Raw genomic sequence first — 18,683 nt, 5'->3', positions numbered from 1 at the left:
TCCGACCGGGTACGGAAGGCCGCCGGGAGCGTGCGTCCCGGAACGCCGACGGGGCCCGCCGCTGACCGGCGGGCCCCGTCGGGCCGGTGTGCTGCGTCCCGTGGCTCAGACCGCCGCGGGCGCCTCCGGGGTGGTCGGGCCGGGCTCCGCCGCGGCCTCCTCGTCCTGGGCGCGCTGCCCGGGGATACCGGCCAGGCGGCGCTCCATCCGGACGCGGCGGGCGTCGGCCTTCGCGCAGAGGCCCAGCGCGGCCTGGTTGAAGCGGACCGACGAGGGCGGGTCCGACGGGCCGAGCAGATGCTCCTTGAGGGCGGCGCGCTCGGCCGCGAGGGTGTCCAGCTCCGGGTTGCGGACGCTCTCCAGCAGCCCGGTGACGCCGTCCGCCTCGGGCGTGAGGATCGCCGAGGCGCGCACCGTCGGGAAGTGGGTGCGGAACTCCTCCTCCGTCATACCGGAGGTGTTGGCGACCGCGTACGGCTTCTCGCTGGTGAGGTAGTCCGAGACGACGCTGGAGACGTCGCTGATCAGCACGTCCGCCTCGTTGAAGCAGCCGAAGATGCCGGGGCGGGCGGTGGTGATGACGAGGTGTTCCCACGTCGGGAAGGACGCGAAGTAGGCGCGCTCCCAGGCGTCGGCGGCGGCCGCGACGGCGGCCGCGCGGCCCTCGGGCGGCGTGCCTTGGAGCCGCATCCGCTCCAGCTCGTCCGCGCTCTTGCGGAACTCCGAGGTGGTCAGCGCGGCCAGCTCCGCCTCACGGCGGTCCAGCTCGGCCGCCGCCTCCGCGCCCGGCCGCTCGCCGCCGCGCCGGGTGTTGGCCTCCGTGATCATCGCCTGGATACGGGCGTTGGCGGCGCCCGCCCGCGGGTCCACCGAACCGGTCATCGGGTGCGGCTTGTACAGCAGCCGCACCTTGGGGTCGGCCAGCAGTGCCCGGACGATGTTCTCCCCGGCCAGGATCACCGAGGTGTTGCCCGGATTGCCGTCCCAGCCCTCCCAGGTCGGGGCGTACAGCACCGTCGTCATCCGGTCCGCGGCGGGCGGACCCGCGTACGGCCGGATCGGCGCCAGCTGCGGGCGGCCGACCTCGACGACGTCCTTGTCCTCCACGCCGATGTCGGCGAGCTGGTAGCGGTCCCGGGCCGCCGGGCCCGCGACCCACACCTCGTCGTACGCCTTCGCGTACGGGTTGCAGGACGACAGCTTGTCGCTCTCGCCGTGGTTGATGAAGGCGTGCTTGATGGAGGGGATGCGCAGGACCTGCGAGGTCTTGCCGGAGTTCGCCGGGTGCAGCAGCAGCCTGAGCGCGGAGTGCTCCAGGCGCATCAGGTTGGCGACCTTCGGGATGCAGACGATCGGGATGTCCGTCGCCTCGATCTTCTGCACCATGAAGCGCTCACGGAGCACGATGATCGGCTTGCCGTCGAGACCGTCGAGGGTCGACAGCCACATGTTGGCCTGGTACGCGGAGGACGCGCCGCCGGAGAAGTACATGCCGACCGTGGGCTCGTACGCGGCCAGCCACCGGTCCAGCCACTCCAGCGCCCGCGCCTCGCCGAGCACCCGCTTCTTCGGCGTCAGCCAGGTGCCCAGGTACACCGAGCCGCCGATCGAGAGGACCAGCGAGACGGCCAGTCCGACGCCGCCCCAGAACGCGTCCGTGGTGAGCGCGGTGACCATCATGCCGACCGTGGTGGGCACCGAGAAGCGCAGCAGCCGGCGGCCGGTCTGCCGGGACAGCAGCCGCGGCGGCGCGTCGGACAGCCCCAGCGCGCTCGCGTCGACGTTCCGCGTCACGAACGGCAGCGCACGGCTGCGCCGCACCAGCACCGCGAGGGCCTGGCACACGAAGTGGGTGCCGTAGAAGGCCAGCAGCGCGATGGTGAGCGGCGCCTGCTCGACGAGCGGGTTGATGCCGTCGATGTGCAGCAGGCCGACCAATATCAGCATGTCGCGCAGCAGCTGACGGACCGTGACATCGAAGCGGACCCGGCCCAGCACCGCCAGCAGCGCGGGCTGCTTGTGCTGGAGGAACAGGTCGAGACCGAGGTTGACCACGGATGCGACGATGAACAGCGGTATGACGGGCAACAGCGCACCGAGAAGCTGGGCGATGAAGGCGACCATCATCGCGAGCAGCGCCGCGAGCTGTACGGCTCGGCGGGGGGCGATTCCGGCGGAAGGCACGGGGAAGGGCTCCTGGCAGCAAAAAGAAGGTCAGGGGAAGGCCGAGGGGGCGGCCGGGCCCCGCGCTGCGACGCCGCTGGGGCGGGGAAACGGGACCGGTGGACACCCGACCGTATGACCTTGTTGGCTCCGGTGACAATCTGCTGTGGTTCTCATCACCGCGAATGCGGACCAAACGAACGCAACCTCCAAGGCGCCATCGCCGTCTTATCCGTCTTGTCCTCGCCGCCCGGGTGCCAATGCCCTTACCGCGCCCCGCCGTCACGCCCCGCGGCGCCCGGCGTGAGCAGAAGTGCACCGCGCCCGCCGCCCGCGCGCACCGTCCACCACGCCGTCCGCCAGGCGATATCGCCACGCGTCCGCCCCGCCCGCTGCCGTAGATTGCCTGGACGGGACGGCCCGTGGGCCGTCCCGCACGGCGGTACCGGACGCGAGCACAGGGGTAGCAGTGGCAGGGGCGAATCAGGGGGCGGCGGCCGACGGGATCTCCGGGGGCGGGCGCGAGGGTGTCGCCGAGGCCCGCCGGGTCGTGGTGAAGGTCGGCTCGTCCTCGCTGACCACCGCCGCCGGGGGACTGGACGCCGACCGGGTCGACGCGCTGGTGGACACGCTGGCGAAGTACCGCGACAAGGAGATCGTCCTGGTCTCCTCCGGCGCCATCGCCGCGGGCCTCTCCCCCCTCGGCCTCGACCGGCGCCCCCGCGACCTCGCCCGGCAGCAGGCCGCCGCCAGCGTCGGCCAGGGCCTCCTCGTCGCCCGGTACACCGCCTCCTTCGCGCGCTACGGCCGCCGCGTCGGCCAGGTCCTGCTGACCAGCGACGACACCAGCCGCCGCGCCCACTACCGCAACGCCTGCCGCACCCTGGACCAGCTCCTGGCCATGGGTGCCGTGCCGATCGTCAACGAGAACGACACGGTCGCCACCGACGAGATCCGCTTCGGCGACAACGACCGCCTCGCCGCCCTCGTCGCCCACCTCGTCCGCGCCGACCTGCTGGTCCTCCTCTCCGACGTCGACGGTCTCTACGACGGCGACCCGTCCACCCCCGGCACCACGCGGATAGCGCAGGTCAGCGGCCCCAAGGACCTGGAGGGCATCGAGATCGGCAGCGCCGGGCGGGCCGGGGTCGGCACCGGCGGCATGGTCACCAAGGTCGAGGCCGCCCGGATCGCCGCCGCGGCCGGGATCCCGGTCGTGCTGACCTCCGCGGTGCACGCCGCCGAGGCGCTGGCCGGCGGCCCCACCGGCACCCACTTCCTGCGCACCGGCCGCCGCTCCGCCGACCGTCTGCTGTGGCTGGCGCACGCCTCCACCCCGCGCGGCGCACTGGTCCTCGACGACGGCGCGGTGCGCGCGGTCGTCGAGCGGAACTCCTCGCTGCTGCCCGCCGGGATCGCCGCGGTGGAGGGCGAGTTCACCGCGGGCGACCCGGTCGAGCTGCGGGACGCGTCCGGCGCCGCCGTCGCCCGCGGGCTGGTCAATTTCGACGCCCGGGAGATCCCTCGTCTGATCGGCCGTTCGACCCGTGACCTCGCGCGCGAGCTGGGCCCCGCCTACGAGCGCGAGGTCGTGCACCGCGACGACCTCGTCCTCCTCGGCCACTGACGCCTCAACTGCGCCGACGGCCCCGCCCGCCCCGCCGGTGACGCCGCGTCCGGCGCCCGCGGCCACCCGGCGCCGCGGCGCGCGTACCGGAGCGGCGTGCCCCCTTTCCGCGGGGACCTTCGCCAAAACGCCCCCGCGACGGTCCGTGGACTGTTCCACTTTGTTGCGGGGCACCGCAGGTGAGCGGTGCCCGCAGCACGCCGAGGAAGACCGCGCCGATCGGCTCCGCGCCCGCGCGGGGCGGTTCGCATCATTCGCAGCACAGGAGGCCGCCGTGGTACGAGGGCGCCCAGGGGCACCGCTCCGAGGGACGGCGGAGCGCACACTGACCAGCGTCGGGACCGGCCCCCCGCCGGACGCCCCGGCCCGGCCGGACGACGACGCCGCCCGCAACCGACCGCACGCCGCACCGCAACAGGCGCCGCACCCCGGGAGCCAGGAGGTCTCCCGGCTGTGGCACGTCACACTCAGCGTCTCCGGGGCCGACGCCCCGCCGGCGGACGTCCGGCGGGCCCTCGAACGGCTCGCCCACGACCACCCGTTCCTGCTGACCGGCCGCTACGCCAACGACCACGCCGAGATCCGGTACTGGGAAGAGGCCCGCGATCTGCACGACGCCGCCGCCGTCGCCCTCCGCCTCTGGGGCGAGCACCGCTCCACGGCGGGCCTCCCGCCCTGGGAGATCGTCGGCCTGGAGGTCATCGACCGCGACACCTACCACCAGCGCATCGCCGAGGGCTACGGCCCGCCCCCGGCGGCGCCGGTGGGGGTGCATCCGTACTGAGGGCGGCGGGCGGCGGGGGTCGGGCCCGGTCCGGCGGGGCCGCCCTGCCCCGTCCGCTCCGTGAACCACCCCGCGGCCCCCCGCCGCCGCTCGTCTAGTCTTCCGCCCATGACCAGCAGCAGCGCCTCGCACTCCTCACCCGTCCTCGCGACCGCGGCCCGCGCCCGGGAGGCCGCCGCCCTTCTCGCGCCGCTGCCGCGGACCGACCGCGACGGCGCCCTGCTCGCCATCGCCGACGCCCTCGTCGCCCGCACCGATGAGATCGTCGCGGCCAACGCCGAGGACACCGCCAAGGCCCGCGCGGCCGGTACCTCCGAGTCGCTGGTCGACCGGCTGACCCTCACCCCGGAGCGGATCGCCGCCATCGCCGACGACGTCCGGCACGTCGTCACCCTGCCCGACCCGGTCGGCGAGGTCGTCCGCGGCTCGACCCTCCCCAACGGCCTCGACCTGCGGCAGATCCGCGTCCCCCTCGGCGTCGTCGGCATCATCTACGAGGCCCGGCCCAACGTCACCGTCGACGCCGCCGCCCTGTGCCTGAAGTCCGGCAACGCCGTCCTGCTGCGCGGCTCCTCCTCCGCGTACGCCTCCAACACCGCCCTCGTCACGGTCCTCCGCGACGCCGTGGCGGGCGCCGGGCTCCCCGCCGACGTCGTCCAGCTGGTTCCCGGCGAGAGCCGCGACGCGGTCCGCGAGCTGATGCGCGCCCGTGGCCTGGTCGACGTGCTGATCCCGCGTGGCGGCGCCTCGCTCATCCGCACCGTCGTCGAGGAGTCCACCGTCCCGGTCATCGAGACCGGCACCGGCAACTGCCACGTCTACGTCGACGAGGCCGCAGACATCGACATGGCGCTGTCCATCCTCGTCAACTCCAAGGCCCAGCGCCCCAGCGTCTGCAACGCCGCCGAGACCGTCCTCGTGCACGCCGGTATCGCCGACGCGTTCCTGCCCCGCGCCCTGGAAGCCCTCACCCAGGCCGGTGTGATCGTGCACGGCGACGCCGCCTGGCAGCAGGCCGGTCCCGGTCTGGTCGCGCCCGCCACCGACGAGGACTGGGCCACCGAGTACCTCTCGTACGACATCGCCGCCGCCGTCGTCCCCGACCTCGACGCGGCCGTCGCCCACATCCGCCGCTGGACCTCCGGCCACACCGAGGCCATCGTCACCGGCTCGCAGGCCGCCGCCCGCCGCTTCACCCAGTTGGTCGACTCGACCACGGTCGCCGTGAACGCCTCCACCCGCTTCACCGACGGCGGCCAGTTCGGCTTCGGCGCCGAGATCGGCATCTCCACCCAGAAACTGCACGCCCGCGGCCCCATGGGACTGCCCGAACTCACCTCCACCAAGTACATCGTCACCGGCGACGGGCACACCCGCTGATCCCCAGCAGGGTGACGACCTTGCCCGTGGGTCAGTGGGAGAAGGAGCGGTGTCCCGGGCCTTCGTATCCAAGGCGGAGGAGGGAGTGATGGCGGAGCCATCGCGACCGACGACAACGCGGGAGGCGGAGGTCCCGGACACCGCGACGCTGCTGACCATCGCGGGCGAGGTCGTTGGCCCCGCTCCCTGCCCAAGCTGCCTGAGCGGGGCTAATCTGGGCGCGTGCCGGACGACGCGGGGGGCACGCCGTTCCCGGACGGCGAACAGCCCGACGAGCACGACCACGGGAGCCACGGAGCGGCGGATGAGGACTTCGCCTCCGTGGTCTTCGACGAGGCGTTCGTCCGCGGCGCGCAGATCCACGAACCCTCCGCCGTCGAACGCCTCGTCGCCGCCGCCGAGGCCCGCGCCGGTCTCGCCGTCGGCCCCGAGCACGAGAGCGGCGACCCCTTCGACGGGCCCCGCGGCCCGGCCCCGTACGACGACTTCGCGCCCTACGGACCGTACGGGCCCCACGGCGGCGCGCTCCGCCCGTACCGCGGCACCGCCCACTGGCACCGCCCGGTGGCCTGGGTGCTCGCCGTCGTCATGGGCGTCGGCCTCGTCGCCCTCGCCTTCACCGCCGTCCACCGCACCGCCGGTGCCGGGACTCCTGGGCGGCCCCCCGCCTCCAGCGGCCCGGACACCCCGTCCGGCGGGCCCGCGCCCGGCCACGGACCGGCCCGCCCCGGTCTGCCGCCGCCCGCGTCCGCCGGAGCCGTCCCGCCGTCCGCGTCGGCCGGGCCCCGGACGCACTGATGGCCCGGGAGCGTCTTGGGCCGTCGCGCCGCCGGGCGCACGGCGTCGGCTCCTCGACGTTTACGCGCCGCCCCGCCGACCTACCCTGGTGGTATGAGCGGACGAGGTGACCCTCCGGAGGGGACGCCGGACAGCGCTCCGGGAGGCGGCGAGGACGAGTACCGGTCGATGGTCTTCGACGAGTCGTTCATCCGCGCTGCCCGGCTCCAGGAGAACTCCGCAGACGAACGCCTCGGTGAGCACCACGCCCCCGCCGTCCGCCGCCGCCGCCCGTGGGCGCGGCTTCCCGGCTCACGCCAGGCGCTGCTGCTGGTCCTGCTGATCGTCATCGCCTTCGGCACCGCCATCTACATGGGCATCCGCCACCCGTACAAGGCCGCCGAACCGGGGCTCGGCGCGCAGCCGCTGCGGTCGTCGGTGGTGCCGCTCACCCCGCCCGGCGCGGTACCGGGCGGCGCCCCCGGTGATCTCTTCGCCCACAGCCCGGCCGCCCACTTCCGGGTCGGCGCCGCCGGGGTCAACCTCCCGAACGTCTCCCGCACCCCGCACTTCTCCGGCGGGCAGCTCACCGAGGCGCTGCGGCTGGCGAAGGAGTACCTCGTCCGCTCCTCGATCGACCCGGCCACCCTCACCGGCGGCTCCGTGCGCTCCGTCCGCCTGCTGCTGGACACCGGGCAGCTCGATCAGTTCGACCGGAGCATGGCGCGCCCCGTCGACGACGGGCGGCATGCGGCGACCGGCTGGCTGATCCGCTTCGACCACGGCACGACGGCCCTCGCCGACAAGAACGTCCGGGTCAACGGCGTTCTCGCCACGTCCGAGAGCGGCCCCGACTCCCTGGAGGTCACCGCCGACTACACCTTCGTCTACGCGGTACGGGCCACCGGCGGCGCCGCCCAGCAGGCGGCCCACGGCACCGGCAAGCCCGTGCCCGGCGCCTCCTCGCTCTTCACCGTGCGCCGCGAGATCCGCTTCCGGCTGGACCGCGAGGACCTCGCCGACCACCGGCTCGCGATCGCGCAGAGCAGTCTCCAGGCCGGGCCGATGGCCTGCGCCCCGCAGGCGGACGTGCTGCGTCCGCTGCTCGCCGGGCAGCACGCGGGGGACGCCCGTCCGGCGGGCACCGATCCCTACTCCCGCCAGGGGGCGAACCCCTCGCTCTGCGGCCGTCTCGCCGCTACTTCCCAGCCGACTCCGAACCACCCGGCCCGCTAGCGCCGTCGCCACCGGAGTCACCGGGGCGCTGGGTGCCGCGGAAGACCGTGTCGCGCAGTTTGCCGCCGAGGTCGCCCGCGCCGCCCGCGATGTCCCGCACCAGGCCCATCAGCGGGTCCTTGCTGTTGCGCACCGAGTCGGCGTAGTGGGACGCGGAGTCGCGGAAGGAGTCGGAGACCGAGGTGTCCTTGTCCTCGTCGCGCCGCGGGTAGTGGCCGTCCATGATCCGCTGGTAATCGCGGCTGGCCGCCCACTTCTTCAGCTCGGCGGCGCGCACCGTGGTGAAGGGGTGGCTGCGCGGCAGGACGTTGAGGATCTTCAGCACGGAGTCGCGCAGATCGCCGCCCGTCTCGTACTCCTCCGCCTGCTCCAGGAACGCATCGACGTTCATCTCGTGCAGGTGGTTGCCGCCCGCCAGCTTCATCAGGCCGCGCATCGACGCCTGGACGTCCTGCCCGACCAGCAGCCCGGCGCGGTCCGCCGACAGCTCCGACTTGCGGAACCACTCGCGCAGCGCCGTCACGATCGCCATCACCGCGACATTGCCGAGCGGGATCCACGCCACCCGCAGCGCCATCTTCGTCAGGAAGAGCAGCAGGGTGCGGTAGACCGCGTGCCCGGACAGGGCGTGACCGACCTCGTGGCCGATGACCGCCCGCATCTCCTCCTCGTCCAGCAGCTCGACCAGGCCGGTGGAGACCACGATGATCGGCTCGTCGAGACCGATGCACATGGCGTTGGGCTGCGGGTCCTGATTGACGTACATCGGCGGGACCTTCTCCAGGTCCAGGATGTAGCAGGCGTCGCGCAGCATGTCGTTGAGATGGGCGAACTGCCGGTCGCCGACGCGCACCGAGTCCGACAGGAAGAGCAGCCGCAGGCTGCGCTCCGGCAACAAGCCGCTGAGCGTCTTGAAGACGGTGTCGAACCCGCTGAGCTTCCGCAGCGCCACCAGCGCCGACCGGTCCGCCGGGTGTTCGTACGCACGGGACGAGATACCGGGGAACCGCCTGCGGTCCCTGCTCGGTACGCGCTCGCTGTCTGGGCTCTCCGTCATTGGGGCCTCCCCCTGTTCGACTGCGTGTGATTCAGACTAGAGGACGCCACTGACACCCGATTGGATGCTCGGGCGTACGCTGGCGCTCGCACCACATGACCGCACAGTCCCGTACAAACGGAGCGCCCCGCCATGACGATTCCGAGCGTGCTGCTCGCCGCTTCCGACGCCGCCACGACGGCCGGTGCCACCGGCGGCGTCTCCCACGCCGACGACGGCCCCGGGTGGCTGCTGCGCGGTGTGATCATCGTCGGTGTCCTCGGTGCGATCCTCCTCGCCTGGATCCTGCTGCGCGGCTACGGCGACTCGGACGACAACTGACCGCGCAACCCGGGGAGTGAGGCCGCCGGGCGGCGTGCCGGGCCCCGGCGCCTTGCGATCGACCGCACCGGACACCGCTCCTCCCCCCGAGGACCATTGCCCCCCAGGTCGTTACGATGTGGCGGAAGTCTCTGCCCGCCCCCAGCCCGGATTGGTCCCCCGACGATGAGTCTGCACACCCCCGCACAGTCCCTGGTCGCCCTCGCCGAGGGGGGCCAGCACAACAGCCTCAACCCGCTCGTCACCGGCGGCGGGGCGTTTGTCGTCCTGCTTCTCCTGCTGTTGATCACCACCCGCTTCAACCGGGACCGCTGAGCCCGGTACCCGGCCTCCGGCACTGCGCGGCGCCCAGTAGGGTCTGCACGCATGGGAGAGCACACAGAGCCCGTGAAGCGGCGACTCGGAGTGATGGGCGGGACGTTCGACCCGATCCATCACGGACACCTTGTCGCCGCCAGCGAGGTGGCCAGTCAGTTCCACCTCGACGAGGTCATCTTCGTCCCGACCGGGCAACCGTGGCAGAAGAGCCATAAAACGGTGTCCCCGGCCGAGGACCGGTACCTGATGACGGTCATCGCGACCGCGTCGAACCCGCAGTTCTCCGTCAGCCGCATCGACATCGACCGCGGCGGCAAGACGTACACCATCGACACGCTGCGTGACCTACGGGTGCTGCACGGTGACGCCGATCTGTTCTTCATCACCGGCGCCGACGCGCTGGGACAGATCCTCACCTGGCACGACGCCGAGGAACTGGTCTCCCTCGCGCATTTCATCGGCGTCACCCGGCCCGGCCATGTGCTGGCCGACCCCGGGCTGCCCGACGGCGCGGTCTCCCTCGTCGAGGTGCCCGCGCTCGCCATATCCTCCACCGACTGCCGGGCGCGTGTAGCCCAGGGCGACCCGGTCTGGTACCTCGTGCCCGACGGTGTGGTGCGCTACATCGACAAGAAGCAGCTCTACCGCGACAACGGCTGACGGGGCGGATCGAAAGGGGCACCGGTGACCGACCGACAGGACCCGTACGGGCCGCAGGACCCGTACACCCCCGACCCGTACGCCCATGAGCGGCGGCAGGGTCGGCAGGAGTACACCTACGACGCGTACGGCCAGCCGGTGCACCAGGACACCGCGCCCGGCCAGGAACCGCACTACGACCCGTACGGGCGGCCCGCCGCGCCGTACGGCGACCCGTCGTCCTACGGTGGCCACGACCCCTACGGGGGCCAGGGGAACGGCTACGACGGCCACGCCCAGGGCTACGCCCCCTACGGGAACCCGGCCCCCGGTGCACCGCCGCAGAACTGGGTCCCTCAGCAGGCCCCCCGCCCCCCGTACGAGCAGACGTCCTACGCGCCGCCCGCCTACGAGCCGTCGTACGAGCAGTCCGCCTACGGGCAGGACGCGTACGGCGGGGCCCCCTACGGGGAGCAGACCTACGCGGGGCAGCAGTACGGCGCGCAGGGCTACGCGCAGCCCGGTTACGGCGACCCGTCCCAGGGCGGGCACCGCCCCGCGGACCAGGAGGCGCCGCGGGCCTACTCCGAGGAGCCGCAGCGCCACCGCGAGCAGCCGCCGCGGCCACCGGAGCAGCGGCGCCCGTCCGAGGACGCGGGCCCGGCGGACGCCCCCGGCGAGCCGTCCGCGCCCGGCGGCGACCGGGGCCCGGAGTACCAGACGGAGCAGTTCGCGTTCATCGAGGAGCCGGACGAGGACTCCGAGGACGTCATCGACTGGCTGAAGTTCACCGAGAGCCGCACCGAGCGCCGCGAGGAGGCCAAGCGCCGGGGCCGCAGCCGCCGCGTGGCCCTCGTGGTGCTGCTCGTGCTGCTGGTGGCCGGCGGGGTCGGCTACCTCTGGTGGGCCGGGAAGCTGCCGGGGCTGAGCGGCCCGGGCGGCACCGCGGCCGAGGCGGGCGCCGGGCAGAAGCGCGACGTCCTCGTCGTGCACCTCCGCGACACCCGCACCGGCGACAGCTCCACCGCCCTGCTGGTCGACAACGAGACCACCGGCAAGGGCACCACCGTCCTGCTGCCGAACAACCTCGTCGTCACCAAGGACGACGGCACCGCCACCACGCTCGGCAAGTCCGTCAAGGACGACGGCACCGAGCCCACCCGGGACGCCCTGGGCACCCTCCTGGGCGCCGACCTCAAGGCGTCCTGGCGGCTCGACACCCCGTATCTGGAGAACCTCGTCGAGACCGTCGGCGGCATCTCCGTCGACACCGACACCACCGTCCCAGGGGCGAAGAAGGGCGACTCGCCCCTGGTCAAGCCGGGCAGTGACCGCCTCCTCAACGGCCAGTCGGCGGTCGCCTACGCCACCTACCGCGGCCCCGGCGAGACCCAGGACAAGCAGCTCACGCGGTTCGGCCAGGTCATGCAGGCCACGCTGAAGAAGGTCTCCAGCGACGCCGACGGCGCCACCGCCACCGTGAAGTCGCTGCTCCAGGTGCTCGACCCGCCGCTCACCGAGGCGCAGCTGGGCAGCTCGCTGGCGGTACGCGCCGATCTGGCGAAGACCGGCGCGTACGGCACGCTGCTGCTGCCGGTGCGGGCGAACGGCACCCTGGGCCCCGACGCGGCCGGCTCCGTCGTCAAGAACGTCCTCGGCGGCACGGTCAAGAAGACCGACCCGAACGGCACCCCGCGGGTCTCCGTACGCAACGCCACAGGTGACGCCAAGGCCGCCCCCAAGGCGCAGGCGGCGCTGGTCAACGGCGGGTACACCGTCGTCAGCGGCGGCACCGCGGACGCCGCCGCGGCCGCCTCGCAGGTCACCTACGCGGACGCCGCCGACCAGGGCAAGGCGGCGGAGGTCGCCAAGACGCTGGGGCTGCCGGACACCGCGGTCCGCAAGGCGAACGGCGCCGCCAACGCGGACATCACGGTCGTTCTGGGCCAGGACTACCGGGGCTGACCGCCGCGGAGCGGGCCGGGCATCTCCTGCTTGAGCAGGCGCTCGGCCCGCTTTCGTACGGGGCCGGACCTGCGGCGACGGGCCACCGGAAAATCCCCGGCCGGGGTGTCGGTGGTCCGTGAGACCCTTGAGAAGAATCCGAAGCCGCTTGGACCGCCCGCCCGGGCGGTGGTGCCGTGGGCCGTGTGCCCGGGGCAGGGCGGCCCGTCCCCGACCGAAAGCCGCTTGTGACCGCCACGGACCGTTCCATCGAGCTCATCACCGCCGCCGCCCAGGCGGCCGCCGACAAGCTCGCGCACGACATCATCGCGTACGACGTCAGCGACGTCCTCTCGATCACCGACGCCTTCCTGCTGGCGTCGGCACCCAACGACCGCCAGGTCAAGTCGATCGTCGACGAGATCGAGGAGCGCCTCACCAAGGAGCTCGGCGCCAAGCCGGTCCGCCGCGAGGGCGACCGCGAGGCCCGCTGGGTCCTCCTCGACTACGTCGACATCGTCGTCCACGTCCAGCACAGCGAGGAGCGCGTCTTCTACGCGCTGGAGCGCCTGTGGAAGGACTGCCCCGAGATCGAGCTCCCCGAGGACGCCAAGGCGACCCGTGGCAAGGCCGCCGAGCACGCCGAGGCCACGGCGGGCGAGGCAGAGGGAGCGAGCAACTGAAGGGCACCTCCGCGGGCCGCGGCCGCCGCATCGTCCTGTGGCGCCACGGCCAGACCGCCTGGAATCTGGAGCGCCGCTTCCAGGGCTCCACGGACATCGAGCTGACCGCGACGGGCCAGGAGCAGGCCCGGCGCGCCGCGCGGCTCCTCGCGGCCCTGGGCCCGGACACCATCGTCGCCTCCGACCTGCGCCGGGCCGCGGCGACCGCCGGTGAGCTGGCCGCCCTGACCGGGCTCGACGTGGCGCACGACGCCGCGCTGCGGGAGACGTACGCCGGTGCCTGGCAGGGGCTGACGCACGAGGAGATCATCGAGCGGTACGGCGAGCAGTACGCCGCGTGGAAGCGCGGCGAGCCGGTGCGGCGCGGCGGTGGTGAGCTGGAGACCGAGGTCGCCGACCGGGCCGCCCCGGTGGTCCTGGACCACGCCGCGAAGCTGCCCGACGACGGCACCCTCGTCATCGTCAGCCACGGCGGCACCATCCGCACCACCATCGGGCGGCTGCTCGGCCTGGAGGCGCACCACTGGGAGGGGCTCGGCGGTCTGTCGAACTGCTGCTGGTCGGTGCTGGGCGAGGGTGCGCGCGGCTGGCGGCTGCTGGAGCACAACGCCGGGACCCTCCCGGAGCCGGTGCTCGGCGACGACGCCTGAGCCGCCTGCGGAGCGTCCCGCGGGCCTGGATTTCACATCCGGGCAGGTCGCAGGCTAAAGTTCTTCTTGTTCGCGGCGCCGCCGGGGGAAACCCGGAGGGGCGGAACAAGACCCGGGGCTATAGCTCAGTTGGTAGAGCGCCTGCATGGCATGCAGGAGGTCAGGAGTTCAATTCTCCTTAGCTCCACAACCCGGATGATCCCGTCTCATGGATTCCAGTCCCGTACTGGATCGCGCGAGGCGGGATCATTGCTGTGTCCGGAACGCCGTCGGGCCGAGCGGATGCCGGACGGTTCGGCGTCGATGGCGCGGGCAGATTCGGTGCGCGGGCCGTCGCGTCCGGGCCCGCGCCGTGGCCAGGCCGTCCCGCCCGGCGGTCCGTGGCAGAATCGGACGGCCGGCAGGGGAGGAGGACGCGATGCCCAGGAGCATCCTCGGGAAGGTCGTCGACCTGCCCGACGCCGCCGGGCCGTCGCGCCCGCACCGGCTGCCGGACACCGCCTCCCCGCACGGCGCGGTCCCGTCGTTGCAGTGCCCCGCCTGCGGCTCCCCCCGGGTGGCGCAGATGCTCGGCGACAACGGCGGCGTCTCTTTCGTCTGTACGTCCTGCGGCCACAGTTGGAGCTGACCGATGGGAGCCCACAGCAGGAAATGCGACTGGTGCGGCAGCGGTACGCCGATCGTCCGTGACATGGAACCGCTCAACTCCGCGTTCCAGTACTGGTGCGAGGAGTGCGCCCGCGCGCTGGTCATCAAGGGCGACCCGATCGAGACCTACCGCGAACTGGACGGCGAGCCGATCTACGGACGACTCCTCGACGAACACTGCGCGCTGAAGCGTTTCTACTCCTTCGCCACGGCCTGAGTGCGACCGCGGCACGCGCCCGATCGCCGTACGCGCGGCCCCGCCTGACGCCGTGTGAGCCGATGCCCGGCCCGTCCTGACGTCACGTCATGCGAGGCTCGTCGCCGGGGTCGGGGCCGGGGACGTACGGGCCCGCGTCGCGTCCCGTCCGTCGCAGTCGCAGTCGCAGTCGCAGCCGCAGCGCGCACAGCACCAGCAGTCCGATCCCGGCGAGCGGATAGACATCGGAGAGCAGCAGCTGGAGCGGGCTCTGGTGCAGTTCCTCGTGGCGGTGCCAGGCGTGCGGCACCCACCACAGCGCGAAGCTGACGAACAGGGCGGCCAGCACGCCCGTCGCCGCCCACCACCGGCGCGCCGCGCCGCCGGTGCGTGCCAGGGCCTCGGAGCCGACGAGGATCAGCGCCGGTACGCACCACACCCAGTGGTGCGACCAGGAGATCGGGCTGACCAGCAGGGCCGTCACCGCGCAGCTGATGGCCGCCCAGGCACGGTCCCCGCGCAGCAGTGCACCGGCCGCGAGGGCCACTCCCGCCGCGACCGTCACGGCGGCGGCCACCACCCAGGCGCCGCCCGGGTCGTGGGTGTGCAGCAGCCGCGCGAGGGCGCCGCGCAGCGACTGGTTCGCGGTGATCTCGACCTCACCGACGCGGTCCGCGGCGAAGACGATCTCCGTCCAGAAGCGGTGCGCATCGCGCGGCAGGACGAGCGCGGACAGACCGGCGGTGGCGAGGAACGTCACGGTGGCCACCGCGGCCTGCCGCAGCCAGGGCACCCGCAGTGCGGTACGCAGCGGGGCGCCGCCGCGCAGCAGCTGGACGGCCCGTACGGCCCCGGCGAGCGCGAGGAAGACGGCGAACAGCGCGGGTGTGAGCTTGATCCCCGCCGCGACGCCGATCCCGATCCCGGCCCAGCGGTTGCTGTCCCTGCGGGTCAGATCCCACAGCACGAGTACCGCGAGCAGCAGGTTGATCTGCCCGTAGCGCAGCGTCGTCCACACCGGCTCGCACCACACCAGCAGCGCGGACAGCGCGAGCGTTGCGGCCGGGCGCGGCAGCCGGTGCGGCCGTCCCACCAGCCGCAGCGAGAGATGGACGACGGCCACCAGCAGAAGCAGGTTCCCGGCCGTCGCCAGGGTGCGCATGGCGCCCACGCCGACCAGCGTCAGCGGGGTGAACAGCAGCGCGGCGAACGGCGGATAGGTGTTGGGCAGGTGCGCGGAGGTGGCGACCATGTCGTAAAGGTCCGCGCCGGTGCGCGCGGTCCAGCCCTCCGCGCGGTAGACCATGAGGTCGATCATGGTCACGTGCACCAGCCGCTGGGCGGTCCAGAACGCCGCGAACGAGACGAGGCAGCCGAGAGCGGCCCACCGGACCGCACGGCGTCCCGGCGCCCCCGTCAGCGGGGCGCGGCCGCCGGACTCGGTGGAATGTTCCAGCTCCGGCGCGGTCACGGCGTACGGCTCCCCAGGACGAATCGGGCACGGTCCGCCGACAGTACCCCGGGCGGTTCCGGGGGCCGGAGCAGGAGCGATTTGGCAGAAGCCCGGGAGGGCCGTGTAATGTAGTCGATGTCGCCGCGGGAGACCGCAGCGGAGAAGACCTGGGGCTATAGCTCAGTTGGTAGAGCGCCTGCATGGCATGCAGGAGGTCAGGAGTTCAATTCTCCTTAGCTCCACAGGAATCAGAGCGGGCCGTCCGAAGAGGGCGGCCCGTTCTTGTTGTGCGCCCTTTCTCTGTGCGCCCTTTCTCTGTGCGGCCGTCGCGTGTGGTGTGTGCCATGGGGCGGGCGCCCCGTGGTGGGTGTGACGTACGGCATGACGGTGGGCGGTCCCGGGGGAGCGGGGCGCCGGTGGGGCGGTGTTCCGCGCCGCGCGAGGTGGCCTCCCCGGCGCCCGCTTCACCCCGCCGTACCCTGACATCTGCTCACATTCCGTCCCCTGTCCCCCCGTTGGGGCCGTTCTTGGCGTGCGCGCGGCCCCCTTCGCTCCCTTCCGTCCCCCGCTCATTCCTTGCCTGTCCCTGTCGTTCCTTGGGGTCTTCTTGGCGTGCTCATGCCCCTGACGTGAACATTTCACCGAAAGAGTGACGCATCGCGTGCATGTCACCTCCCTCGTCTCACGCCGCACGCGAGGCACCGGACGCCGGTGTACGGCGGCGCGTACGGCGAGCCGTCGCGGAGCCGGTCGCGGTGCCACCGTCAGCACTTACCGCATCGTCACCACAGGGGGTTCCATGAGATCGAGCCGCAGCAGAGCCGGGCGGGCGCGTACCGCGACGGCGTGGGCGGCGGCCCTGCCGCTGATCGCCGGGGCGCTCGCGCTCGGCGCGCCCGCCGCCGACGCCGCGGGTCACGACGGTGGACGGCGCGCGCTCCGCGGCACCAAACCGGCCTGGGCGACCCAGCAGTCCGACCGCGGCGCCACCGCCGAGAACACCGGCATCACCGCCCGCGTCTACCTCGCGGGCCGGGACGCCGACGGACTCGCCGCGTATGCCAAGGCGGTCTCCGACCCGCACTCCGCCCACTACGGGAAGTACCTGACCCCCGGCCAGGTGAAGGCGCGCTACGGCGCCACCCGGCAGCAGGTGAACGCCGTGACCGACTGGCTCCGCGGCGCCGGGCTCAAGGTCACCGAGGCGGGCAGTCGCTACCTCACCGTCCATGGTCCGGCCTCGGCCGCGGAGCGCGCCTTCGCCACCGACCTGCACAACTACCGCAAGGGCAGCCACACTTACCACGCCCCCTCGGCCACCGCCTCCGCCCCCGCCTCGCTGGGTGGCGCCGTGCTGACCGTCACCGGCCTGGACAACGCGCCCCGGATGGCCCGGCACCACTCCACCGAGCTGCCGCCGCCGCCCGACGTCTTCCGCAACGCCGGGCCGTTCTCCACGTACCACGGCTCCCGGACCGCCAAGGGCCTGCCGAGCGCGTACGGGGGCAAGGCGCCGTACGCGGTCAAGGGGTACACCGGCAAGCAGCTGCGCGCCGCCTACGGGGCGGGGAAGTGGACCGGCAAGGGCGTCACCGTCGCGATCACCGACGCCTACGCCTCGCCGACCATCGCCGCCGACGCCCGCCACTACGCCGCCCGCAACGGCGACGCCGGGTACCGCCCGGGCCAGCTCTCACAGGTGCTGCCCGAGGACTACACGCACATCGAGGAGTGCGGTGCCTCCGGGTGGTACGGCGAGGAGACACTCGACGTCGAGGCGGTGCACGCCGTCGCACCCGCCGCCGACATCGTCTACGCCGGAGCCGCCTCCTGCATGGACGACGACCTCCTCGACACCCTCGGCCGGGTCGTCGACGGCCGTCTCGCCGACATCGTCTCCAACTCCTGGGGCGACATCGAGGCCAACGAGACCCCGGACGTGGCCGCCGCCTACGACCAGGTCTTCCAGCAGGGCGCCGTCGAGGGCATCGGCTTCTACTTCTCGTCCGGTGACAACGGCGACGAGGTCGACAACACCGGCACCAAGCAGGTCGACACCCCGGCGAACTCCGCGTGGGTCACCGCCGTCGGCGGCACCGCGCTCGCCGTCGGCAAGCACGACACGTACCAGTGGGAGACCGGCTGGGGCACCCGTAAGGCGTTGCTGTCCAAGGACGGCGCGGGCTGGGACGGCTTCCCCGGCGCGTTCAGCGGTGGCGCCGGCGGCGGCACCAGCAAGACCGTCGCGCAGCCCTTCTACCAGCGCGGCGTCGTCCCCGACGGGCTCGCGAAGGCGGGCGGCGGCGGAGCGATGCGCACCGTCCCCGACATCGCCGCTGTCGCCGACCCCAACACCGGCTTCCTGGTGGGCCAGACCCAGACCCTGCCCGGTGGCAAGCAGGGCTACGACGAGTACCGCATCGGCGGCACCTCGCTCGCCGCGCCCGTGATCGCCGGTATCCAGGCGCTCGCCCAGCAGGCCCGCCACGGCATCCCCATCGGCTTCGCCAACCCCGGCATCTACCAGCGGTACGGCACCCCGGCGTACCACGATGTCACCGACCACCCGCTCGGCGTGGGCCGTGGCCTGGCCGTCGTCCGGACCGACTACGTCAACGGCGTCGACGCCTCCAAGGGCACCACGACCTCGTTGCGCAGCCTGGGCCAGGACAGCTCCCTGAGCGCCCGCCCCGGCTACGACGACGTCACCGGCGTCGGCTCCCCGGCGGACGGCTACATCGCGTCGTACCGCCACTGATCCCGGGACCGGCGCGCCCCTGAATCCGGGGGGCGCGCGGGCCGGGGCC

At 73.2% G+C, this 18,683-nt stretch carries 17 protein-coding genes and 2 tRNA genes; 16 read left to right on the top strand and 3 right to left on the bottom strand.

Features of this window, described 5'->3' with window-relative positions:
* Positions 1-105 precede the first annotated feature (105 nt).
* Positions 106-2,184: a hypothetical protein gene (locus OG422_RS09670; RefSeq protein WP_143944230.1), complete on the bottom strand. Its 2,079-nt coding sequence runs from the start codon at positions 2,182-2,184 to the stop codon at positions 106-108.
* A 484-nt stretch (positions 2,185-2,668) separates the two neighbouring features.
* Between OG422_RS09670 and proB the strand changes: the two genes are divergently transcribed.
* From proB to OG422_RS09645, 5 genes are all read left to right on the top strand, one after another.
* Positions 2,669-3,790, top strand: a complete 1,122-nt coding sequence (gene proB, locus OG422_RS09665) for a glutamate 5-kinase (RefSeq protein ID WP_405747711.1) — start codon at positions 2,669-2,671, stop codon at positions 3,788-3,790.
* 274 nt (positions 3,791-4,064) lie between these two features.
* On the top strand, positions 4,065-4,574 hold the full coding sequence (locus OG422_RS09660; protein WP_143945319.1) for a hypothetical protein: 510 nt from the start codon (positions 4,065-4,067) through the stop codon (positions 4,572-4,574).
* Positions 4,575-4,682: 108 nt separating this feature from the next.
* Positions 4,683-5,954, top strand: coding sequence for a glutamate-5-semialdehyde dehydrogenase (locus OG422_RS09655; RefSeq protein ID WP_405741992.1), 1,272 nt, complete (start codon positions 4,683-4,685; stop codon positions 5,952-5,954).
* 222 nt (positions 5,955-6,176) lie between these two features.
* Positions 6,177-6,752 carry a hypothetical protein gene (locus OG422_RS09650; protein ID WP_143941980.1) on the top strand — a complete coding sequence of 192 codons (576 nt, stop codon included), beginning with the start codon at positions 6,177-6,179 and terminating at the stop codon, positions 6,750-6,752.
* Positions 6,753-6,845: 93 nt separating this feature from the next.
* Complete coding sequence (locus tag OG422_RS09645; protein ID WP_405741990.1) at positions 6,846-7,967, top strand: hypothetical protein; 1,122 nt, start codon at positions 6,846-6,848, stop codon at positions 7,965-7,967.
* Here the strand turns inward: OG422_RS09645 and OG422_RS09640 are convergent.
* Complete coding sequence (locus OG422_RS09640; RefSeq protein ID WP_143941978.1) at positions 7,930-9,024, bottom strand: M48 family metallopeptidase; 1,095 nt, start codon at positions 9,022-9,024, stop codon at positions 7,930-7,932. The genes OG422_RS09645 and OG422_RS09640 overlap by 38 nt on opposite strands.
* A 132-nt stretch (positions 9,025-9,156) precedes the next feature.
* Between OG422_RS09640 and OG422_RS09635 the strand changes: the two genes are divergently transcribed.
* The 9 genes from OG422_RS09635 to OG422_RS09595 all read left to right on the top strand — a co-directional run bounded on the left by OG422_RS09635 (position 9,157) and on the right by OG422_RS09595 (position 14,444).
* A complete protein-coding gene (locus OG422_RS09635) occupies positions 9,157-9,345 on the top strand; it encodes a hypothetical protein (protein ID WP_405741988.1) in 189 nt (62 codons plus the stop codon).
* 165 nt (positions 9,346-9,510) lie between these two features.
* Positions 9,511-9,660, top strand: a complete 150-nt coding sequence (locus tag OG422_RS09630; protein ID WP_185993899.1) for a hypothetical protein — start codon at positions 9,511-9,513, stop codon at positions 9,658-9,660.
* A 51-nt stretch (positions 9,661-9,711) separates the two neighbouring features.
* Positions 9,712-10,323: a nicotinate-nucleotide adenylyltransferase gene (gene nadD, locus OG422_RS09625; RefSeq protein ID WP_405741986.1), complete on the top strand. Its 612-nt coding sequence runs from the start codon at positions 9,712-9,714 to the stop codon at positions 10,321-10,323.
* Positions 10,324-10,347: 24 nt separating this feature from the next.
* Positions 10,348-12,267, top strand: coding sequence for a LytR C-terminal domain-containing protein (locus OG422_RS09620; RefSeq protein WP_405741984.1), 1,920 nt, complete (start codon positions 10,348-10,350; stop codon positions 12,265-12,267).
* 227 nt (positions 12,268-12,494) lie between these two features.
* Complete coding sequence (gene rsfS / locus OG422_RS09615) at positions 12,495-12,929, top strand: ribosome silencing factor (RefSeq protein ID WP_143941974.1); 435 nt, start codon at positions 12,495-12,497, stop codon at positions 12,927-12,929.
* Positions 12,926-13,579 (top strand): histidine phosphatase family protein, encoded by a 654-nt coding sequence (locus tag OG422_RS09610; RefSeq protein ID WP_405747709.1) that lies wholly within the window; start codon positions 12,926-12,928, stop codon positions 13,577-13,579. Before rsfS ends, OG422_RS09610 begins: the two co-directional genes overlap by 4 nt.
* 114 nt (positions 13,580-13,693) lie before the next feature.
* A tRNA-Ala gene (locus OG422_RS09605) sits at positions 13,694-13,766 on the top strand.
* 231 nt (positions 13,767-13,997) lie between these two features.
* Complete coding sequence (locus OG422_RS09600) at positions 13,998-14,207, top strand: hypothetical protein (RefSeq protein ID WP_143941973.1); 210 nt, start codon at positions 13,998-14,000, stop codon at positions 14,205-14,207.
* A 3-nt stretch (positions 14,208-14,210) separates the two neighbouring features.
* Entirely contained in the window at positions 14,211-14,444 is a 234-nt protein-coding gene (locus OG422_RS09595; protein WP_143941972.1) for a hypothetical protein, read from the top strand.
* Positions 14,445-14,526: 82 nt separating this feature from the next.
* On the opposite strand, the gene OG422_RS09590 is transcribed toward OG422_RS09595, so the two are convergent.
* Positions 14,527-15,894 carry a glycosyltransferase 87 family protein gene (locus tag OG422_RS09590; protein WP_405741981.1) on the bottom strand — a complete coding sequence of 456 codons (1,368 nt, stop codon included), beginning with the start codon at positions 15,892-15,894 and terminating at the stop codon, positions 14,527-14,529.
* A gap of 151 nt (positions 15,895-16,045) precedes the next feature.
* Here OG422_RS09590 and OG422_RS09585 point away from each other — a divergent pair.
* Both OG422_RS09585 and OG422_RS09580 read left to right on the top strand, forming a co-directional pair.
* A tRNA-Ala gene (locus OG422_RS09585) sits at positions 16,046-16,118 on the top strand.
* Positions 16,119-16,675: 557 nt separating this feature from the next.
* Positions 16,676-18,634, top strand: coding sequence for a protease pro-enzyme activation domain-containing protein (locus OG422_RS09580; protein ID WP_405741979.1), 1,959 nt, complete (start codon positions 16,676-16,678; stop codon positions 18,632-18,634).
* The last annotated feature ends 49 nt before the right edge of the window (positions 18,635-18,683 follow it).

This window comes from Streptomyces sp. NBC_01525, assembly GCF_045040405.1.
In the GTDB taxonomy this organism is placed as follows: Bacteria; Actinomycetota; Actinomycetes; order Streptomycetales; family Streptomycetaceae; genus Streptomyces; species Streptomyces benahoarensis.
Note: the sequence above shows the minus strand (reverse complement) of the source record. Positions and strands in the feature narration are given on the sequence as shown.